The organism is Nesterenkonia sp. YGD6 (assembly GCF_022565895.1).
In the GTDB taxonomy this organism is placed as follows: domain Bacteria; phylum Actinomycetota; class Actinomycetes; order Actinomycetales; family Micrococcaceae; genus Nesterenkonia.
Map to the genome: position 1 here is coordinate 47,541 of NZ_JAJOYY010000001.1, position 15,813 is coordinate 63,353.

Sequence of the window (15,813 nt, forward strand, 5' to 3'; positions counted from 1 at the left end):
GTGGGGTTACAGGTCAGTGGTTCTGAGGTGGTGTTCAGCGCAGCGCTCTGTCGGTCATGGACTTCGCGCCGCGGGAGATCGCGAGCCCGCCGGACCGCACGATCTCGCGGACTCCGAAGGGTTCCAGGACCTCCAGCAGAGCATTGAGCTTGTCAGGCGCGCCGGTGGCCTCGACGGTCAGTGAGTCCACGGAGACGTCCACGATCTTGGCGCGGAAGAGCTCGACGGCCTGGGTGACCTGCAGACGGGTGGGCGAGTCGGCCTTCACCTTGATCAGCAGGTGTTCGCGCTGGACCGAGTTCTCCGGTGCCAGCTCGATGATCTTGATGACGTTGATCAGCTTGTTCAGCTGTTTGGTGATCTGCTCGAGCAGCTTGGAGTCGGCGTCGACCACCACGGTGATCCGGCTCAGCCCCGGCAGCTCGGAGGGACCCACCGCCAGCGAGTGGATGTTGAACGCGCGGCGGGCGAAGAGTCCGGAGACCTTGGTCAGCACGCCGGGGACGTCCTCGACCAGGACCGAGAGGGTGCGTCGCTGCTCCGGCGAGACGATGTCATGTGTGCCCATGCTTTAGTCCTCCTCGTCCCACTGCGGGGTCAGGTTGTGCGCGAACTGGATGTCGCTGTTGGAGACCCCTGCAGGGACCATCGGCCAGACCATCGAGTCCCGCGAGACCACGAAGTCCACGACCACCGGGCGGTCGTTGATCGCCATGGCCTCGGCGATCACGGCGTCGATGTCCTCGGGACGCTCACAGCGCAGCCCCACGCAGCCGTAGGCCTCGGCGAGCTTGAGGAAGTCGGGGATCCGAACGATCTCCCCGCCGGAGTCGGACACCGAGGTGTTGAGGTGGGTGTTGGAGTAGCGGGACTCGTAGAAGAGGGTCTGCCACTGCCGCACCATGCCCAGCGAGGAGTTGTTGATCACCGCGACCTTGATCGGGATCTTGTTGATCGCGCAGGTGGCGAGCTCCTGGTTGGTCATCTGGAAGCAGCCGTCGCCGTCGATGGCCCAGACCACCCGGTCCGGGTTGCCCACCTGGGCGCCCATGGCGGCAGGCACCGCGTAGCCCATGGTGCCGAGCCCGCCGGAGTTCAGCCACTGCCGCGGCCGCTCGTACTTGACGAACTGCGAGGACCACATCTGGTGCTGCCCGACGCCGGCCACGTAGACGGCCTCGGGACCGGCGGCCTGGTTGATCTTCTCGATGACCTGCTGCGGGGCGATCTTCCCGTCCTCCGGGGTGGTGTAGCCCAGCGGGTAGGTCTCGCGGAAGCGGTTGAGCTGCTTCCACCAGCCGCTGATGTCGGTGCGTCCGTGCTTGGTCACCAGCGCGTCGAAGGCGAAGGTCAGCTCGGGCACGATCTCCTTGAGCGAGCCGACGATCGGCACGTCGGCCGCGCGGTTCTTCGAGATCTCGGCGGGGTCGATGTCGGCGTGGATGACCTTCGCGTCCGGGGCGAAGCTCTCCAGCTGCCCGGTGACCCGGTCATCGAAGCGCGCGCCGAGGGTGATCAGCAGGTCCGAGCGCTGCAGCGCGGCGACGGCGGAGACCGTGCCGTGCATCCCGGGCATTCCCAGGTTCTGCTGGTGCGAATCCGGGAAGGCGCCGCGGGCCATGAGCGTGTTGACCACCGGTGCGCCGACGGTCTCGGCCAGCGCGTAGAACTCCTCGGAGGCCTCGGCCTTGATCATGCCGCCGCCGATGTAGAACACCGGGCGGGAGGCGGCCTGGATCAGCTTCGCGGCCTCGCGGATCTGCTTGGAATGCCCGCGGGTGACCGGACGGTAGCCGTTGAGCTCGATCTTCGGCGGCCAGGCGAAGGTGGTCTGCGCGACCTGGGCGGACTTGGTGATGTCCACCAGCACCGGGCCGGGCCGGCCGGTGGAGGCCAGGTGGAAGGCCTCTGCCATGACCTTCGGGATCTGGTCGGCGTCGGTGACCAGGAAGGAGTGCTTGGTGATCGGGGTGGCGATGCCGACGATGTCGGCCTCCTGGAACGCATCGGTGCCGATGACCGCGGCGTTGACCTGGCCGGTGATCGCGACCATCGGCACGGAGTCCATGTGGGCGTCGGCCATCGGGGTGACCAGGTTCGTCGCGCCGGGGCCGGAGGTGGCGAAGCAGACGCCCACCTGACCGGTGACCATCGCGTAGCCCTGGGCGGCGTGGCCGCCGCCCTGCTCGTGGCGCACCAGGATGTGGTTGATCTGCTCGGAGTCCATCAGCGGGTCATAGGTGGGCAGGATGGTGCCGCCGGGGATGCCGAAGACGTCTGTCACGCCGAGTGACTCGAGGCTGCGAATGATCGATTCGGCGCCGGTGGCCGCTACCGGCTCCACCGTGCGGCCGGGACCGTAGATGCGCGGGTCCGGGGAAGTCCCAGCGGCGCTGCTGGATGCTTTGGAGGCCAGCATGGCTGGGCTCGTGGCTGTCAGATTGCTCATCTTTTCCTCAGTCTCTGGTTCCCGAATTGCTGATCCAAGAAATCTCTGATCCGTGGCGGATCCGCTCCGGTCAAGAGAAAACCCCGGCTGAGAAGCCTATGGGGCCTTCTGCCGGGGTGAGCGGATGCGTCAGCTCCAGTTCAACCGTTCGGCTGCCTCGGTGAGGCAGACGAGCGGCCGACCTGAGGCGTGTGAATCACTTCACATGTCCCCCGGCGGCGGGTACGGGTACTACCGCTAGTAGTTGACGCATGGCGTCCATGCTTCCCTGGCCCGTGATCAGTGTCAACATCCCGGATGCCCGTCTCACATCGTGGGAATCCGGGTTGCTGAGACTGCGCGCGCGGCCTCAGCCGCAGTAGGCGCCCTCTGCGGCGGAGCGGACCAGCTTGGCGTATTTGCCGAGCACACCGGTGGTGATGAACGGCGGCAGCGGGGTCCAGTCCTGCTGCCGGGTGGCGAGCTCGGCCGCGTCCACGACGAGCTCGATGCTGCGCCCAGCGATGTCGATCCGGATGAGGTCACCGTCGGCGACGAAGGCGATGGGGCCGCCGTCGACCGCTTCGGGAGCGATGTGCCCGATGCACAGACCGGTGGTGCCCCCGGAGAAGCGCCCGTCGGTGATCAGCAGAACGTCCTTGCCCAGCCCGGCGCCCTTGATGGCTCCGGTGATGGCCAGCATCTCGCGCATGCCCGGACCGCCCTTGGGGCCCTCATAGCGGATGACGACGACGTCGCCCGCCTGGATCCGGCCCTCCTCGAGCGCCTTGAGCGCCTGCTGCTCGCGTTCGAAGACTCGGGCGGTGCCTTCGAAGACCTCGGCGTCGAAGCCGGCGGACTTCACCACCGCGCCCTCGGGTGCCAGTGAACCGTGCAGCACGGCGATGCCCCCGTTGGGGTGCATCGGGTTGTTCAGCGCGCGGATGATCTTGCCGTCGATGTCCGGCGGGTTGATCGATTCGAGGTTCTCGGCCACGGTCTTGCCGGTCACGGTGAGCGCGTCGCCGTGGATCAGGCCGGCGTCGAGCAGTGCGCGCATGACCACGGGCACTCCCCCGACCCGGTCGACGTCGGCCATCACGTACTGGCCGAAGGGCTTGAGGTCACCGAGGTGAGGGACCTTGTCGCCGATGCGGTTGAAGTCTTCGAGCTCGAGCTCCACCCCGGCCTCGCGGGCGATGGCCAGCAGGTGCAGCACCGCATTGGTGGAGCCGCCGAAGGCCATGGTCACCGCGATGGCGTTCTCGAAGGCCTTCTTGGTGAGGATGTCTGAAGTGGTGATGCCCTGGCGGAGCAGCTCCACCACGGCCTCGCCGGACTTGTGCGCGTAGTGGTCGCGGCGGCGGTCGGCCGAGGGCGGAGCGGCGGAGCCGGGAAGCGACATGCCCAGGGCCTCGCCGATGCAGGCCATGGTGTTGGCGGTGTACATGCCTCCGCAGGCGCCTTCGCCGGGGCAGATGGCGCGTTCGATGACGTCGAGGTCGGCCTCGCTGATGGTGCCGCGGGCGCAGGCGCCCACACCTTCGAAGGCGTCGATGAGGGTGACCTGCTTCTCGGTGCCGTCGGCGAAGCGGGCCACGCCGGGCATGATCGAGCCGGCGTAGAGGAACACGCTGGAGAGGTTGAGCCGAGCCGCGGCCATGAGCATGCCGGGCAGGGACTTGTCGCAGCCGGCGAGCAGCACCGAGCCGTCGAGCCGCTCGGCCTGGATGACGGTCTCCACGGAGTCGGCGATGACCTCGCGGGAGACCAGCGAGTAGTGCATGCCCTCGTGGCCCATGGAGATGCCGTCGGAGACCGAGATGGTGCCGAATTCCATCGGGTAGCCGCCGCCGGCGTGCACACCTTCCTTGGAGGCCTTGGCCAGGCGGTCCAGGGACAGGTTGCAGGGGGTGATCTCGTTCCAAGAGCTGGCGATGCCGATCTGCGCCTTGGAGAAGTCGTCGTCGCCCATGCCTACCGCACGCAGCATCCCGCGCGCCGGGGCGCGGGTGTAGCCGTCGGTGACCTCCCAGCTGCGCGGCTTCTCCGGACTCGAGGGTCCGGTGACCGCGGTGGGCGGGGTGAAGGGTGCCTTGCCCGCGACGATGTCAGGGGTGTTCTCTGGGGTCTCTGCGGTGCGCTCAGCCATGCTCTGGATTCTATGCCTGCGAACGTGTCCCGGCACACTCGCACCGCCGCCCGTCTCACGATGCAGAATTCCGCTGGGGTGGAGGGATGCTGCGCTGCCTGCGCATTGAGGGGCGCACCACCTGTTCGTTGAGGGGCGGATGACGCAGATTCCGATAGCCTCGGGCGCATGGATGAGCCTGTGATCCGCGGCGCCGCGGTGGATGAGCAGACCCGCTGCCGGCACTACGCGGGGCCGCTGGACGTCGTCGCGCTCCGGTTCTTCTGCTGCGACCGCTGGTATCCCTGCCTGAAGTGTCACCAGGAGGCCGAGGCGCACCCGATCAGCCGCTGGCCGCTGGGGCGCCGGGCCGAGCGCGCCCTGCTCTGCGGGGTCTGCCGCCACCGATTCAGCATCGCGGAGTACCTGGTCGCGGAGGCCTGCGCGGACTGTGGAGCAGGGTTCAACCCCGGGTGCGCGACGCATCACGAGTTCTACTTCGAGCTCTGACCCCGTCTAGCGTGGGGCCGTCACATCGAGACGATGAGCAGGGTTGCGCCGAAGACGATGCCGGAGGCGATGAGCACGATCGTGGTGTAGCTGAGGATGTCGCGCATCTTCAGCCCCGCGATCGCCAGCAGCGGCAGCGCCCAGAACGGCTGAATCATGTTCGTCCACTGGTCTCCATAGGCCACAGCCATGATGGCGATAGCGGGATCCACGCTGAGCGCCTCTGCGGCCTCGAGCAGGATCGGGGCCTGCACAGCGATCTGTCCGCCCCCGGAGGGCACGAAGAAGTTCACCAGACCGGCGGAGAGGAACGCGAAGAGCGCGAACGTCTGCGCAGTGGAGATCGCCACGAAGGCCTCTGAGATGACGGTCATCAGCCCGGTGCCGGCCATGATGCCCAGGATGCCCGCGTACAGCGGGAACTGCAGCAGGATCTCGCCCACATTCGAGGCGGCCTGCTTGGTCAGGGCGATCAGTTCGAAGGGATTGCGGACCAGCAGCATGATCAGCCCCAGGAAGCTCCAGTTGACTACATCCAGCGTCAGGGTGCCGCCGCCGCTGAAGTGGATGATCAGATAGGCCACCAACATCAGGCCGATCAGCAGCGTGGGAATGCGAGAGGCGTCCACGCGGTCAGCGGGGGTTTCGACGGCGTCGTCGATCTCGACATCGGCCTCGCGTGCGTCCACCGCCAGCGGGACCACCGACTTGCTGTCCCGGGGCGCCACCAGATACAGGGCCAGGGCGACCACTGCGATGGTGACGATGCAGGCGATGATGTTCCAGGTGGAGAAGATCGTCTCCCCCACGGGCAGCGGAGCGCCCAGCTGGTCTGCCACGAAGGAATCTGGGGTGGCTGCGGTCAGCGGCCCGGAGGCGGAGTAGCCCATATGCCAGACCACGAATCCGGAGAACCCCGAGGCCACCAGCATGGGAAAGTGCACGGGAATCTGGCGTTCCCGGAAGACGTGGGCAACTTCGCGTGCCAGCAGACCGCCGACCACCAGTCCCAGTCCCCAGGTGATGAGGCTTGCCAGGGCGGCGAAGAAGAACACGAACAGGTAGGCATGGATTGCTGTTCTGGGGACTGTGGCCAGGCGGCGGAGCAGCTTTCGGGCGGGTCGCGTGTTGGCCAGGATATAGCCGAGGAACAGGATGAGGGCCATCTGGGTGATGAACTCCAGCAGCCCAGCCAGGCCGATGCCCCATTCTTCGACGACCTGCACAGGGCCGGCGTCGGTGAAGACCAGCGCCAGGATGCCCACGATGAAGGTCAGGACGATGGCAAAGACCAGGGCCGAGGGGATCAGCTTCTCCACCAGGGAGTTCAGCGGTCGCATCACCCTGCCGAGTACGGCGCTGTTGCCTGCGGCAGACTGCCGCGAAGTGGTCATACGGCACGCTCAGCGGGGATGCCGCTGAGACCGAACCCTCCGACGAGGAGGGTCATGCCGTCGAAGAACAGACGATCCAGCGCCTCAGGGGCAGAGGGATATCGGGCAACCATCAGGGTGAGCTCCTTGAGTTCAGATGCGCAGAAGGTGGGGCGATCCGGCCCCGTCACACCCAATGTGACTCAGATCACGACGCTAGGCAAATCGTCTGCAGAAGACCTGCTCCGGAACGCCGGGAGGCTCCAGCGCGGGAACCGCGCCATGCTCCTGCTCGGCGCAGGGCGGCGGTATCGTGAGCCCCATGACAGCGGATGAGGGTCGCGCCGAGGCCGCCTGGGACCAGCTGCTGGCCGCTCTCGAGGCGGACGGCAGCATCCTCGAGGAGACCATCGGCAACATTCGCGCCACGGTGCCCGGCTACCACGACGTCCCCACCTCCGCCCTGCAGGCATCGGTGCGGCGCAACATCGCGCTGAGCATCCGCACGGTCCGCGCCGGCTTCGAACCCTCCTCCGACGACGTCGCCGAAGCTGACGCCCTGGCCTCGGAGCGACACGCCCAGGGAGTGCCCGTGGAGAGCGTGCTCGCCGGCTTCCGGACCTGCATGTCGGTGATCCTGCACCGGCTGCTGGACCACGCCCCGGACCACGGCATCCCCGCAGATCAGGTCCTGGCCTCCTCCACCCTGCTGTGGGAGCTGGGAGACGCGTTCTCCACCCGCGCGGTGCTCGTCTACCGGGACAAGGACGTCTCGCGAGCCCTGGCTGACTCCACCCGGCGCGCGGCCTGGATCGGTGACGCCGTCGCCACCTGGATGGAGCCGACCGAGCTGGCCCGCGGCGCCGCCCTCTACGACATCCCCACCGCCGCACCGCTGCGCGCGCTGGCCGCGCACTCACAGCCGGAAGAGGACCTCGAACACCAGCGGCGGCTCCAGGACTGGGCCGACCGGGCGGGAATCCGCGTGCTCACGGCCGTGCGCGCCAGCACGCTGGTGGGCATCCTCATCGGCGAGCCGCCGCTGAGCGCGGAGCCGGACCGGCTGACCCTCGGGCTCGGCCCGGCGGTGACCCTGGAGGGGCTGCCTCGATCCTTCGAGTCCGCCTCCACGGCGCTGCGAGCAGCCGCGGCCGTGGGGCAGACCGGAGTGGTGGACCTGGAACGCCTCTCCTGGCGAGCCGGGGTCCACGCCAGCCCGGAGGTCACCGCCCTGCTGCAGGAGCGCCACCTGCAGCCCCTGGCCGAGGCCGGCACATTCGGCGAGCATGTGCTCGAGGCCGTGGACGCCTACCTGCGCCACCGGCTGAGCATTCCACTGGCCGCCCGCAGCATCCCGGTGCACGCCAACACGCTGCGCTACCGGCTGCAGAGGTTCCAGGAGATGGTCGGGGCTGATCTGGGAGACCTCGACACGCTCGTCGAGCTCTCCTGGGCGCTCGCAGCACATCGGGGCACACTCCCCCACGGGACGCATTCGTAGCCAGCTACGAAACGGGCGCTCCACTGTTGAACGGATGGATGTAGCCCACGTCACATTCCAGCGTGCAAGCTGATCTACGACGCCGTGACGGTCGTCACTCGCTCACCACCCTCCACAAGGAGACCCCCATGATTCTGGGCATCGTCGGCATCATCGTGTCCCTGCTGCTGCTCATCACCCTCGCCTACCGCGGCGTGCCGGTGATCCTGGCCGCTCCGCTCTCCGCAGTCGTCTGCGTGCTGTTCTCCGGGGCCCCCATCCTGGCGTCCTACACCGAGGTGTTCATGCCGGCGATGGCCGGCTTCGTGGGCAGCTGGTTCCCGGTCTTCCTGGTCGGGGCCATCTTCGGGATCCTGATGACCGTGACCGGATACGCAGAGTCGATCGCGCGCACCGTGACCGGCTGGATCGGAAGCCGCCGAGCGATCGCCGCCACGGTGATCACCTCGGCACTGATGACCTACGGCGGGATCAGCCTCTTCGTGGTCGCGTTCGTGATGTATCCGCTGGCTCGCGAGCTGTTCCGGGTGGCCGACATCCCGCGTCGGCTGATCCCCGGAACCATCGCGCTGGGCATCTTCACCTTCACCATGACCGCCCTGCCCGGTTCCCCGCAGGTGCAGAACATCATCCCCGGGCAGTTCTTCGGCACCGATGCCTACGCCGGCCCGGGGGTGGGCGTCCTCGGCGGGATCCTGATCTTCGGCCTGGGCATGGTGTGGCTGGAGCACCGCCGTCGCAGCCTGATCGCCAAGGGCGAGCACTTCGAGTCCCTGGAGTCCAAGAAGGTCATCGGAGGGTCGGCCGACGACGGCTCCTCGGTGACCACCACGATCGCCCCACCCAACCGCCTGGTTCCGTTCCTGCCGCTGCTGACCGTCTTCGCGGTGAACTTCGCCTGCACCCTGCTGATCTTCCCGGCCATGGACTGGTCCTATCTGCAGGAGGACACCTTCGGGGCCATCACCTACGACTCCCGCGCGGGCCTGTGGGCCGTGGTGGTGGGCATCGTGGTCGCCATCGGACTGATCGTCGCGATGAACTTCGGACAGTGGAGCATCCTGAAGATCGGATTCAACGACGGCGTCAAGCGCTCCATGCTGCCGATCTTCTCCACCGCCTCCGAGGTCGGCTACGGCGCCGTCGTCGCCTCGGTGGCCGCCTTCATCGTGATCCGTGATTCGGTCTTCGGCATGGGCGCCAACGCGCTGGTGACATCCGTGGTCACGACCTCGATCACCGCCGGGCTGACCGGCTCCTCCTCCGGCGGCATGACCATCGCCCTGAACGCCCTGGGCGATGACCTGCGCGGAATGGCCGAGGCCGAAGGCATGAGCCTGGAGATGATGCACCGATTGACCGCCATGGCCGCAGGCGGCCTGGACACGCTTCCCCACTCGGGCGCCGTCGTCACGCTGCTGATCGTCTGTGGCCTCACCCATCGTCAGTCCTATAAGGACATCGGTATGGTGACGCTTGTCATCCCGGTGCTGGTCGTCGCCGCGCTGATCGCGCTGGTCTCGGCCGTCGGCGGGTTCTGATCCACGGGAACGGGCGCGCCTCGTCCGCCGCGGCCCCCGCCATCCCGTCCCACGCCATCCCGCCCCCCCCGCCATCCCGTCCGCCCCGTTCCATACCGACCCTTCTGAAGGAGCCTCATGAACCCCCACCCGACTCGCAGCTCACCGATCCCGGCCGATGCGCTGAGCGGCCGGCGCGCCGTCGTCACCGGCGGGGCCTCCGGCATCGGTGCGGCCTGTGTGCGGGCCTTCGCCGCCGCCGGGGCCCAGGTAACGGTCTGCGACCGCGACGGCGAAGCCGCCGAGGCCCTGGCAGCAGAGATCGGCGGCACCTCATGGACGGTGGATCTCGCCGAGACCGCGGCCCTGGAGGAGCTCACGGCCGAGACGGGACTCCACGACGCCGACATCCTGGTCAACAACGCCGGCATCCAGCGGGTCGCGCCCCTGCACGAGTTCGACCCCGAGGCCTGGCGATTCATGCACCGGCTGATGGTGGAGTCTCCGTTCCTGCTGATCCGCGCCGCCCTCCCCGGCATGTACGAGCGCGGCTTCGGCCGGATCCTCAACATCTCATCGGTCCATGGCCTGCGGGCCAGCCCTTATAAGTCCGCCTACGTGACTGCCAAGCATGCGCTGGAGGGGCTCTCCAAGGTCACCGCCCTGGAGGGCGCCGAGCACGGGGTGACCTCCAACTGCCTCAACCCCGCCTATGTGCGCACCCCGCTGGTGGAGAAGCAGATCGCAGACCAGGCCCGCATCCACGGCATCGGTGAGGACCAGGTGGTCGAGCAGATCATGCTCACCGAGTCTGCCGTGAAGCGGCTGGTGGAGCCCGAGGAGGTGGCCTCCCTGGCCACGTGGCTGGTCTCCGACGCCGCCGGCATGGTGACCGGCACGTCCTACGCCATCGACGGAGGATGGACCGCGAGCTGAGCAGACGATCACGCGGAGCATCCAGCAGACCCGCACTCGCACAGTCCCAAGCCCAACCGCCCCAAGTCCCTGAGGAGGGCCCATGACCATCGACAAGACCGTAGCGACCGCCGCCGAGGCCGTCGCCGACATCCCTGACGGAGCCTCGCTCGCCGTGGGAGGCTTCGGCCTCTCCGGCAATCCGATCCAGCTCATCGAGGCGCTGCTGGAGCAGGGCGCCTCCGGGCTCTCCGTCGCGTCCAACAACTGCGGCGTGGACGGCTGGGGCCTGGGCATCCTGTTGGCGGCGCGCCGGATCGTGAAGATGACCTCGTCCTATGTGGGCGAGAACAAGGAGTTCGCTCGCCAGTACCTGGAGGGCGAGCTCGAGCTGGAGCTGGTCCCGCAGGGCACTCTCGCGGAGAAGATGCGCGCCGGCGGCGCGGGCATCCCGGCGTTCTACACCCGCTCCGGAGTGGGCACGCAGGTCGCCGAGGGCGGCATCCCGATGACCTACGACGGCTCCGGCGGCGTGGCGAAGGAGTCTGCGCCCAAGGAGGTCAGGCCCTTCACCGTCCACGACGGCCGGGCGCTCGACTTCGTCCTGGAGGAGTCGATCGTCGCCGACTTCTCCCTGGTCCATGCCCAGCGCGGCGACAGACACGGCAACCTGGTGTTCAACAAGGCCGCTCGGCAGTTCAGCCCCGACGCCGCGATGGCGGGCCGGGTCTGCATCGCCCAGGTGGAGGAGCTCGTGGAGCCCGGGGAGATCGACCCCGACGCCGTCCACCTGCCCGGGGTCTTCGTGCACCGGATCGTGGAGGTCGGCGCCGAGATCGACAAGCCCATCGAGAAGCGCACCGTCCGCAGCGACGAGAAGGAGTGACCACGTCATGACCACCGAGATCAACGCGGGCTGGACCCGCGACCAGATGGCCGCCCGCGCCGCCGAGGAGCTCCCCGACGGCGCCTACGTGAACTTAGGCATCGGGATGCCGACCCTGATCCCGAACCACATCCCGGCCGAACGCACCGTAGTGCTCCAGTCCGAGAACGGCATCCTCGGCGTGGGCCCCTACCCCACCGAGGACGCGGTGGACCCGGACCTGATCAACGCCGGCAAGGAGACGGTCACCGTGCTTCCCGGGGCGGCGTTCTTCGACTCCTCCACCAGCTTCGGCATGATCCGCGGCGGCAAGATCGACGTCGCCGTGCTCGGCGGCATGCAGGTGGCCGAGAACGGCGACCTCGCCAACTGGATGGTGCCCGGCAAGATGGTCAAGGGCATGGGCGGTGCCATGGACCTGGTCCATGGCGCGGAGCGGGTCATCTGCCTGATGGACCATGTGGCGAAGGACGGGGCCCCGAAGATCCTGCCTGCCTGCACCCTGCCGCTGACCGGCAAGTCCGTGGTGAACCGGATCATCACCGACCTGGCCGTCATCGACGTGGTGGGCACCGAGACCGCCCCGCGCCTGGTGCTGGTGGAGACCGCACCGGGGGTGAGTGAGGAGCAGGTGCGCGAAGCCACCGGCGTCGAGCTGCACTGAGCCGCCGCACATGCTAGGCATGGTCCTGAACACCCACGAGTCGTCCGCAACATGAAGGAGCAGCTATGACACCCGGTTCCGTGATCCTCGGAGGAAGCCGCACCCCGATCGGCAAGCTGATGGGCGGGCTCTCCTCGCTCACCGCCGCCCAGTTGGGGTCCGCTGCCATCAGCAGCGCCCTGGAGAAGACCGGGGTCCGCACCGACCAGGTCGACTACGTGATCATGGGGCAGGTGATCCAGGCCGGAGCGGGACAGAACCCGGCCCGCACCGCCGCCCTGGGAGCAGGCATACCTGCCCGCGTGCCCGCGATGACGGTGAACAAGGTATGCCTGTCGGGGCTCAGCGCCATCGCCTACGCGGATCAGCTGATCCGCGCCGGTGAGTGTGAGCTGGTGGTCGCCGGCGGCATGGAGTCGATGTCCAATGCCCCGCACCTGCTGCCGGGCTCGCGCAAGGGCTTCACCTACGGAGACACGACCCTGGTGGACTCGATGGCCTATGACGCGCTGTTCGATCAGGCCACGCAACAGACCATGGGCGCCCTGACAGAGTCCTGCAACACGGCGGAGACGGAGGTCTCCCGGCAGGAGCAGGATCAGCTTGCTGCGCTCTCCCATGAACGCGCCGCGCAGGCGTGGGACAACGGCGTCTTCGACGACGAGGTCACGCCCGTCGAGGTGCCCCAGCGCAAGGGTGACCCGGTTCGGGTCAGCCGCGACGAGGGCATCCGAGCGGGCACGACGGCGGAATCGCTGGGCAAGCTGCGCCCTGCCTTCGACAAGGAGGGCACGATCACGGCTGCCTCTGCCTCGCAGATCTCTGACGGTGCCTGCGCCGTCATCGTGACCACCCCGGAGAAGGCGCAGGAGCTCGGTCTCACTCCCCTGGCGGAGATCGGCGCCTATGGCATGGTGGCTGGACCGGATTCCTCCCTGCAGCTGCAGCCCGCGCATGCGATCGCTGAGGCGTGCCGCAAGCAGGGCATCGACCCAGAGTCACTGGACCTGGTGGAGATCAATGAGGCGTTCGCCGCCGTGGGGGTGGCGTCGGCTCGGAAGCTGGGCCTCTCGGAGGAGAAGCTCAACGTCAACGGCGGCGCCATCGCGCTGGGCCACCCGGTGGGCATGTCCGGGGCGCGCCTGGTGCTGCACCTTGCCTTGGAGCTGTCCCGCCGTGGCGGCGGCACCGGAGCCGCGGGTCTGTGCGGCGGCGGAGGCCAGGGTGACGCCCTGATCCTCACCGTCCGCGGCTGAACTGCCCGTTCAGGCCCCTCCCCCACGCGTTGAGGGGCGGATTCTCCGACCAGTTGGGGCCGAAAACAGCCACAGATGCTCGGAGAATCCGCCCCTCAACGGGAGATTCACTTGAGGTACGGCGGAGAATCCGTCATCTGGTCGACGACGGTCTCGGCGACTTCGCGCATCGACAGCCGGCGGTCCATCGAGGTCTTCTGGATCCAGCGGAAGGCCTCCGGCTCCGTGAGGCCCATCTTGGTGGTGAGCAGGGACTTGGCCCGCTCCACGAGCTTGCGGGTCTCGAACTTGTCGGCCAGCGACGTGACCTCGTCCTCCAGGGCGCGGATCTCGTCGAAGCGCGCCATGGCGACCTCGATGGCCGGGATCAGATCGTTCTCGGTGAACGGCTTGACCACGTACGCCATGGCGCCGGCCTCACGGGCCGATTCGACCAGGTCACGCTGGGAGAACGCGGTCAGCATGACCACCGGGGCGATCCGCTCCTCCGCGATGAGCTGCGCCGCGGTGATGCCGTCCATGATGGGCATCTTCACGTCCATCACGACCAGGTCCGGCTCGGTCTCGCGGGCCAGCTCCACGGCGCGTTCACCGTTGTCGGCCTCACCGACCACGTCGTAGCCGGCGCCGGTGAGGATCTCGACGATGTCGAGCCGGATGAGCGTCTCATCCTCGGCGACCAGCACGCGGCGCACCGCGCTGCCGTGCTGGGCCGCCGCGTCGGAGGTGGCGGCGTCGCCGCCCGCTGCGGATCCGCTCTCATGGGCACCGGTGCCCGGAGTCTGTTCGCTCACCGTTCTCCTTCTGGTCCCTGACCACCGTGCCGGGGGCATCCCCCGGAGGGGATGATCCCCGTGCTGGGCTGGTCGTCGTCGTCTTGGTGCCCGAAGTGGGACTCGAACCCACACACCAGTGGTACCGCATTTTGAGTGCGGCGCGTCTACCTATTCCGCCATTCGGGCTGGACCAAGGAGGTCAGGGCCTCCCCGGCGCTCATGCAGTCCCCGCGGGCAGTCTTCTCAGACTTCCCGGCGAGGACGGCACCAGCTTACCCGGGCCTGCGCCCGGGCGTTGAATCTCGGCCGTGCCGGCCCGACTAGACCGGGCTTGAGGCGCTGGCCGCGGGCCAGGGTCCGACCGGTTCCTTGTTCGCCGGGGCGGTGTCGCCGCGGCGCAGGGTCTCGATGTCGCTGGCGTCGTGCAGGTCACCGATCCGGTGGACCTTGACCATGTTGGTGGTCCCGGCCTGTCCTGGAGGGGACCCGGCGGCGATCACGACGAGCTGGCCGAGCTCGGCGGCATCTTCTTCCAGCAGCAGCTTGTCCACCTGGGCGGTCATGGTGTCGGTGTGGGTGGCGAACTCCACCCAGCGCGGCTGCACGCCCCAGGAGAGGGTCAGGATGTTGTGCGTGTGCTCCACGTGGGTGAAGGCGAAGATGTTCTGCTTCGGCCGCAGCCGGGAGAGCCGACGGGCGGAGTCTCCCGAGCGGGTGAAGGTGGTCAGGTGCTCGATGTCGAGCTGGTCCGCGATCTCCTTGGCGGCGCGGGTGATCGCACCACCACGGGTCTTCGGCCTGGTGCCCAGCTCGGGGATCCGGCTCAGACCCTTGGTCTCGGTGGTCTCGATGATCCTGGACATGGTCTCCACGGTCTCCACCGGGAACTGACCCACGGAGGTCTCTCCGGAGAGCATGACCGCGTCCGCGCCGTCGAGCACCGCGTTGGCGCAGTCGGAGGCCTCGGCGCGGGTGGGCCGGGGGCTGTCGATCATGGATTCCAGCACCTGGGTGGCGACGATGACCGGCTTGGCCCAGCGTCGGGCGAGCTCCACGGCGCGCTTCTGCACCAGCGGAACCTCCTCCAGCGGCAGCTCCACGCCGAGATCGCCGCGGGCGACCATGACGGCGTCGAAGGCGTCGACGATGTCCTGCAGCGCCTCCACCGCCTGGGGCTTCTCGACCTTGGCGATGACCGGGACGCGGCGTCCCTCTTCATCCATGATCCGGTGCACGGCTTCGATGTCTGCGGCGTCACGGACGAAGGAGAGCGCGACCATGTCGAAGCCGGTGCGCAGCGCCCAGCGCAGATCCTCCTCGTCCTTCTCCGACATCGCCGGCACGGAGACCGCGACGCCGGGCAGGTTGATGCCCTTGTTGTTGGAGACCTTGCCGGGCACGGTGACCTCGGTGACGACGTCGGTGTCGGTGACCTCCAGCGCGCGCAGCGAGACCTTGCCGTCGTCGATGAGCAGCGTGTCACCGACGTTGACGTCTCCGGGCAGGCCCTTGAACGTGGTGGAGCAGCGCTCCTTGGTGCCCTGGATGTCATCGATGGTGATGGTGAAGCGGTCTCCGACGGCGAGGGAGTGCTCACCCTCGGCGAAGCGACCCAGCCGGATCTTCGGCCCCTGCAGGTCGGCGAAGATCCCGACGGCCTGGCGCAGGTCCTTGGAGACCTCGCGGACGGTGTTGTAGGTGTCCTCGTGGACGCTGTAGTCGCCGTGGCTCATGTTCACCCGGGCGACGTCGACACCGGCCTCCACGAGCTTGCGGGTCATCTCATAGCCTGCGGTGGCGGGGCCGAATGTGGCGACGATCTTGGCGTGTCTCATGTCTCACCTTGTCCTATC

The 15,813-nt window shown here is 68.0% G+C and carries 14 protein-coding genes and 1 tRNA gene; 7 read left to right on the top strand and 8 right to left on the bottom strand.

The features are described 5' to 3' along the window. Positions 1-34: 34 nt before the first annotated feature. The 3 genes from ilvN to ilvD all read right to left on the bottom strand — a co-directional run bounded on the left by ilvN (position 35) and on the right by ilvD (position 4,580). On the bottom strand, positions 35-568 hold the full coding sequence (gene ilvN, locus LTI14_RS00230) for an acetolactate synthase small subunit (RefSeq protein WP_241464375.1): 534 nt from the start codon (positions 566-568) through the stop codon (positions 35-37). A 3-nt stretch (positions 569-571) separates the two neighbouring features. After that, positions 572-2,449, bottom strand: a complete 1,878-nt coding sequence (locus tag LTI14_RS00235) for an acetolactate synthase large subunit (RefSeq protein ID WP_241464374.1) — start codon at positions 2,447-2,449, stop codon at positions 572-574. Between the two features lie 349 nt (positions 2,450-2,798). After that, entirely contained in the window at positions 2,799-4,580 is a 1,782-nt protein-coding gene (gene ilvD, locus LTI14_RS00240) for a dihydroxy-acid dehydratase (protein ID WP_241464373.1), read from the bottom strand. Between the two features lie 168 nt (positions 4,581-4,748). Between ilvD and LTI14_RS00245 the strand changes: the two genes are divergently transcribed. After that, positions 4,749-5,069, top strand: coding sequence for a CHY zinc finger protein (locus LTI14_RS00245; RefSeq protein WP_241469938.1), 321 nt, complete (start codon positions 4,749-4,751; stop codon positions 5,067-5,069). A gap of 20 nt (positions 5,070-5,089) precedes the next feature. Here the strand turns inward: LTI14_RS00245 and LTI14_RS00250 are convergent, their stop codons facing one another. Beyond that, entirely contained in the window at positions 5,090-6,463 is a 1,374-nt protein-coding gene (locus LTI14_RS00250) for a short-chain fatty acid transporter (RefSeq protein WP_241475171.1), read from the bottom strand. Continuing rightward, positions 6,460-6,576, bottom strand: a complete 117-nt coding sequence (locus LTI14_RS13165; protein WP_342357702.1) for a CoA-transferase — start codon at positions 6,574-6,576, stop codon at positions 6,460-6,462. Before LTI14_RS13165 ends, LTI14_RS00250 begins: the two co-directional genes overlap by 4 nt. Before the next feature lie 188 nt (positions 6,577-6,764). Between LTI14_RS13165 and LTI14_RS00255 the strand changes: the two genes are divergently transcribed. The 6 genes from LTI14_RS00255 (at position 6,765) to LTI14_RS00280 (ending at position 13,184) form a co-directional block, all read left to right on the top strand. After that, a complete protein-coding gene (locus tag LTI14_RS00255) occupies positions 6,765-7,943 on the top strand; it encodes a PucR family transcriptional regulator (RefSeq protein WP_241469939.1) in 1,179 nt (392 codons plus the stop codon). A 128-nt stretch (positions 7,944-8,071) separates the two neighbouring features. Then, positions 8,072-9,484, top strand: a complete 1,413-nt coding sequence (locus LTI14_RS00260) for a GntP family permease (protein WP_241464369.1) — start codon at positions 8,072-8,074, stop codon at positions 9,482-9,484. A gap of 117 nt (positions 9,485-9,601) precedes the next feature. Continuing rightward, complete coding sequence (locus tag LTI14_RS00265; protein ID WP_241475179.1) at positions 9,602-10,399, top strand: 3-hydroxybutyrate dehydrogenase; 798 nt, start codon at positions 9,602-9,604, stop codon at positions 10,397-10,399. Positions 10,400-10,481: 82 nt separating this feature from the next. Continuing rightward, positions 10,482-11,264, top strand: coding sequence for a CoA transferase subunit A (locus LTI14_RS00270; RefSeq protein ID WP_241464367.1), 783 nt, complete (start codon positions 10,482-10,484; stop codon positions 11,262-11,264). A 7-nt stretch (positions 11,265-11,271) separates the two neighbouring features. After that, a complete protein-coding gene (locus tag LTI14_RS00275) occupies positions 11,272-11,928 on the top strand; it encodes a CoA transferase subunit B (RefSeq protein ID WP_241475181.1) in 657 nt (218 codons plus the stop codon). 65 nt (positions 11,929-11,993) lie between these two features. Beyond that, entirely contained in the window at positions 11,994-13,184 is a 1,191-nt protein-coding gene (locus LTI14_RS00280) for an acetyl-CoA C-acetyltransferase (protein WP_241475183.1), read from the top strand. A gap of 107 nt (positions 13,185-13,291) precedes the next feature. Here LTI14_RS00280 and LTI14_RS00285 read toward each other — a convergent pair whose 3' ends face one another. From LTI14_RS00285 to pyk, 3 genes are all read right to left on the bottom strand, one after another. After that, the gene (locus LTI14_RS00285) at positions 13,292-13,978 is read right to left on the bottom strand and encodes an ANTAR domain-containing response regulator (RefSeq protein WP_446740361.1); all 687 of its coding nucleotides are present in this window, start codon (positions 13,976-13,978) and stop codon (positions 13,292-13,294) included. An 84-nt stretch (positions 13,979-14,062) separates the two neighbouring features. After that, positions 14,063-14,146: transfer RNA gene (locus tag LTI14_RS00290), tRNA-Leu, on the bottom strand. A gap of 134 nt (positions 14,147-14,280) precedes the next feature. After that, positions 14,281-15,795: a pyruvate kinase gene (pyk, locus tag LTI14_RS00295; RefSeq protein ID WP_241464364.1), complete on the bottom strand. Its 1,515-nt coding sequence runs from the start codon at positions 15,793-15,795 to the stop codon at positions 14,281-14,283. Positions 15,796-15,813 lie beyond the last annotated feature (18 nt).

Bases quoted from the DNA above. Each gene is read 5' to 3' on its own strand.
- LTI14_RS00265 (WP_241475179.1), top strand. From the start codon at position 9,602: ATGAACCCCCACCCGACTCGCAGCTCACCGATCCCGGCCGATGCGCTG.
- LTI14_RS00270 (WP_241464367.1), top strand. From the start codon at position 10,482: ATGACCATCGACAAGACCGTAGCGACCGCCGCCGAGGCCGTCGCCGAC.
- LTI14_RS00245 (WP_241469938.1), top strand. From the start codon at position 4,749: ATGGATGAGCCTGTGATCCGCGGCGCCGCGGTGGATGAGCAGACCCGC.
- LTI14_RS13165 (WP_342357702.1), bottom strand. From the start codon at position 6,576: ATGGTTGCCCGATATCCCTCTGCCCCTGAGGCGCTGGATCGTCTGTTC.
- LTI14_RS00275 (WP_241475181.1), top strand. From the start codon at position 11,272: ATGACCACCGAGATCAACGCGGGCTGGACCCGCGACCAGATGGCCGCC.
- LTI14_RS00260 (WP_241464369.1), top strand. From the start codon at position 8,072: ATGATTCTGGGCATCGTCGGCATCATCGTGTCCCTGCTGCTGCTCATC.
- pyk (WP_241464364.1), bottom strand. From the start codon at position 15,795: ATGAGACACGCCAAGATCGTCGCCACATTCGGCCCCGCCACCGCAGGC.
- LTI14_RS00235 (WP_241464374.1), bottom strand. From the start codon at position 2,449: ATGAGCAATCTGACAGCCACGAGCCCAGCCATGCTGGCCTCCAAAGCA.
- LTI14_RS00255 (WP_241469939.1), top strand. From the start codon at position 6,765: ATGACAGCGGATGAGGGTCGCGCCGAGGCCGCCTGGGACCAGCTGCTG.
- LTI14_RS00250 (WP_241475171.1), bottom strand. From the start codon at position 6,463: ATGACCACTTCGCGGCAGTCTGCCGCAGGCAACAGCGCCGTACTCGGC.
- ilvD (WP_241464373.1), bottom strand. From the start codon at position 4,580: ATGGCTGAGCGCACCGCAGAGACCCCAGAGAACACCCCTGACATCGTC.
- LTI14_RS00280 (WP_241475183.1), top strand. From the start codon at position 11,994: ATGACACCCGGTTCCGTGATCCTCGGAGGAAGCCGCACCCCGATCGGC.
- ilvN (WP_241464375.1), bottom strand. From the start codon at position 568: ATGGGCACACATGACATCGTCTCGCCGGAGCAGCGACGCACCCTCTCG.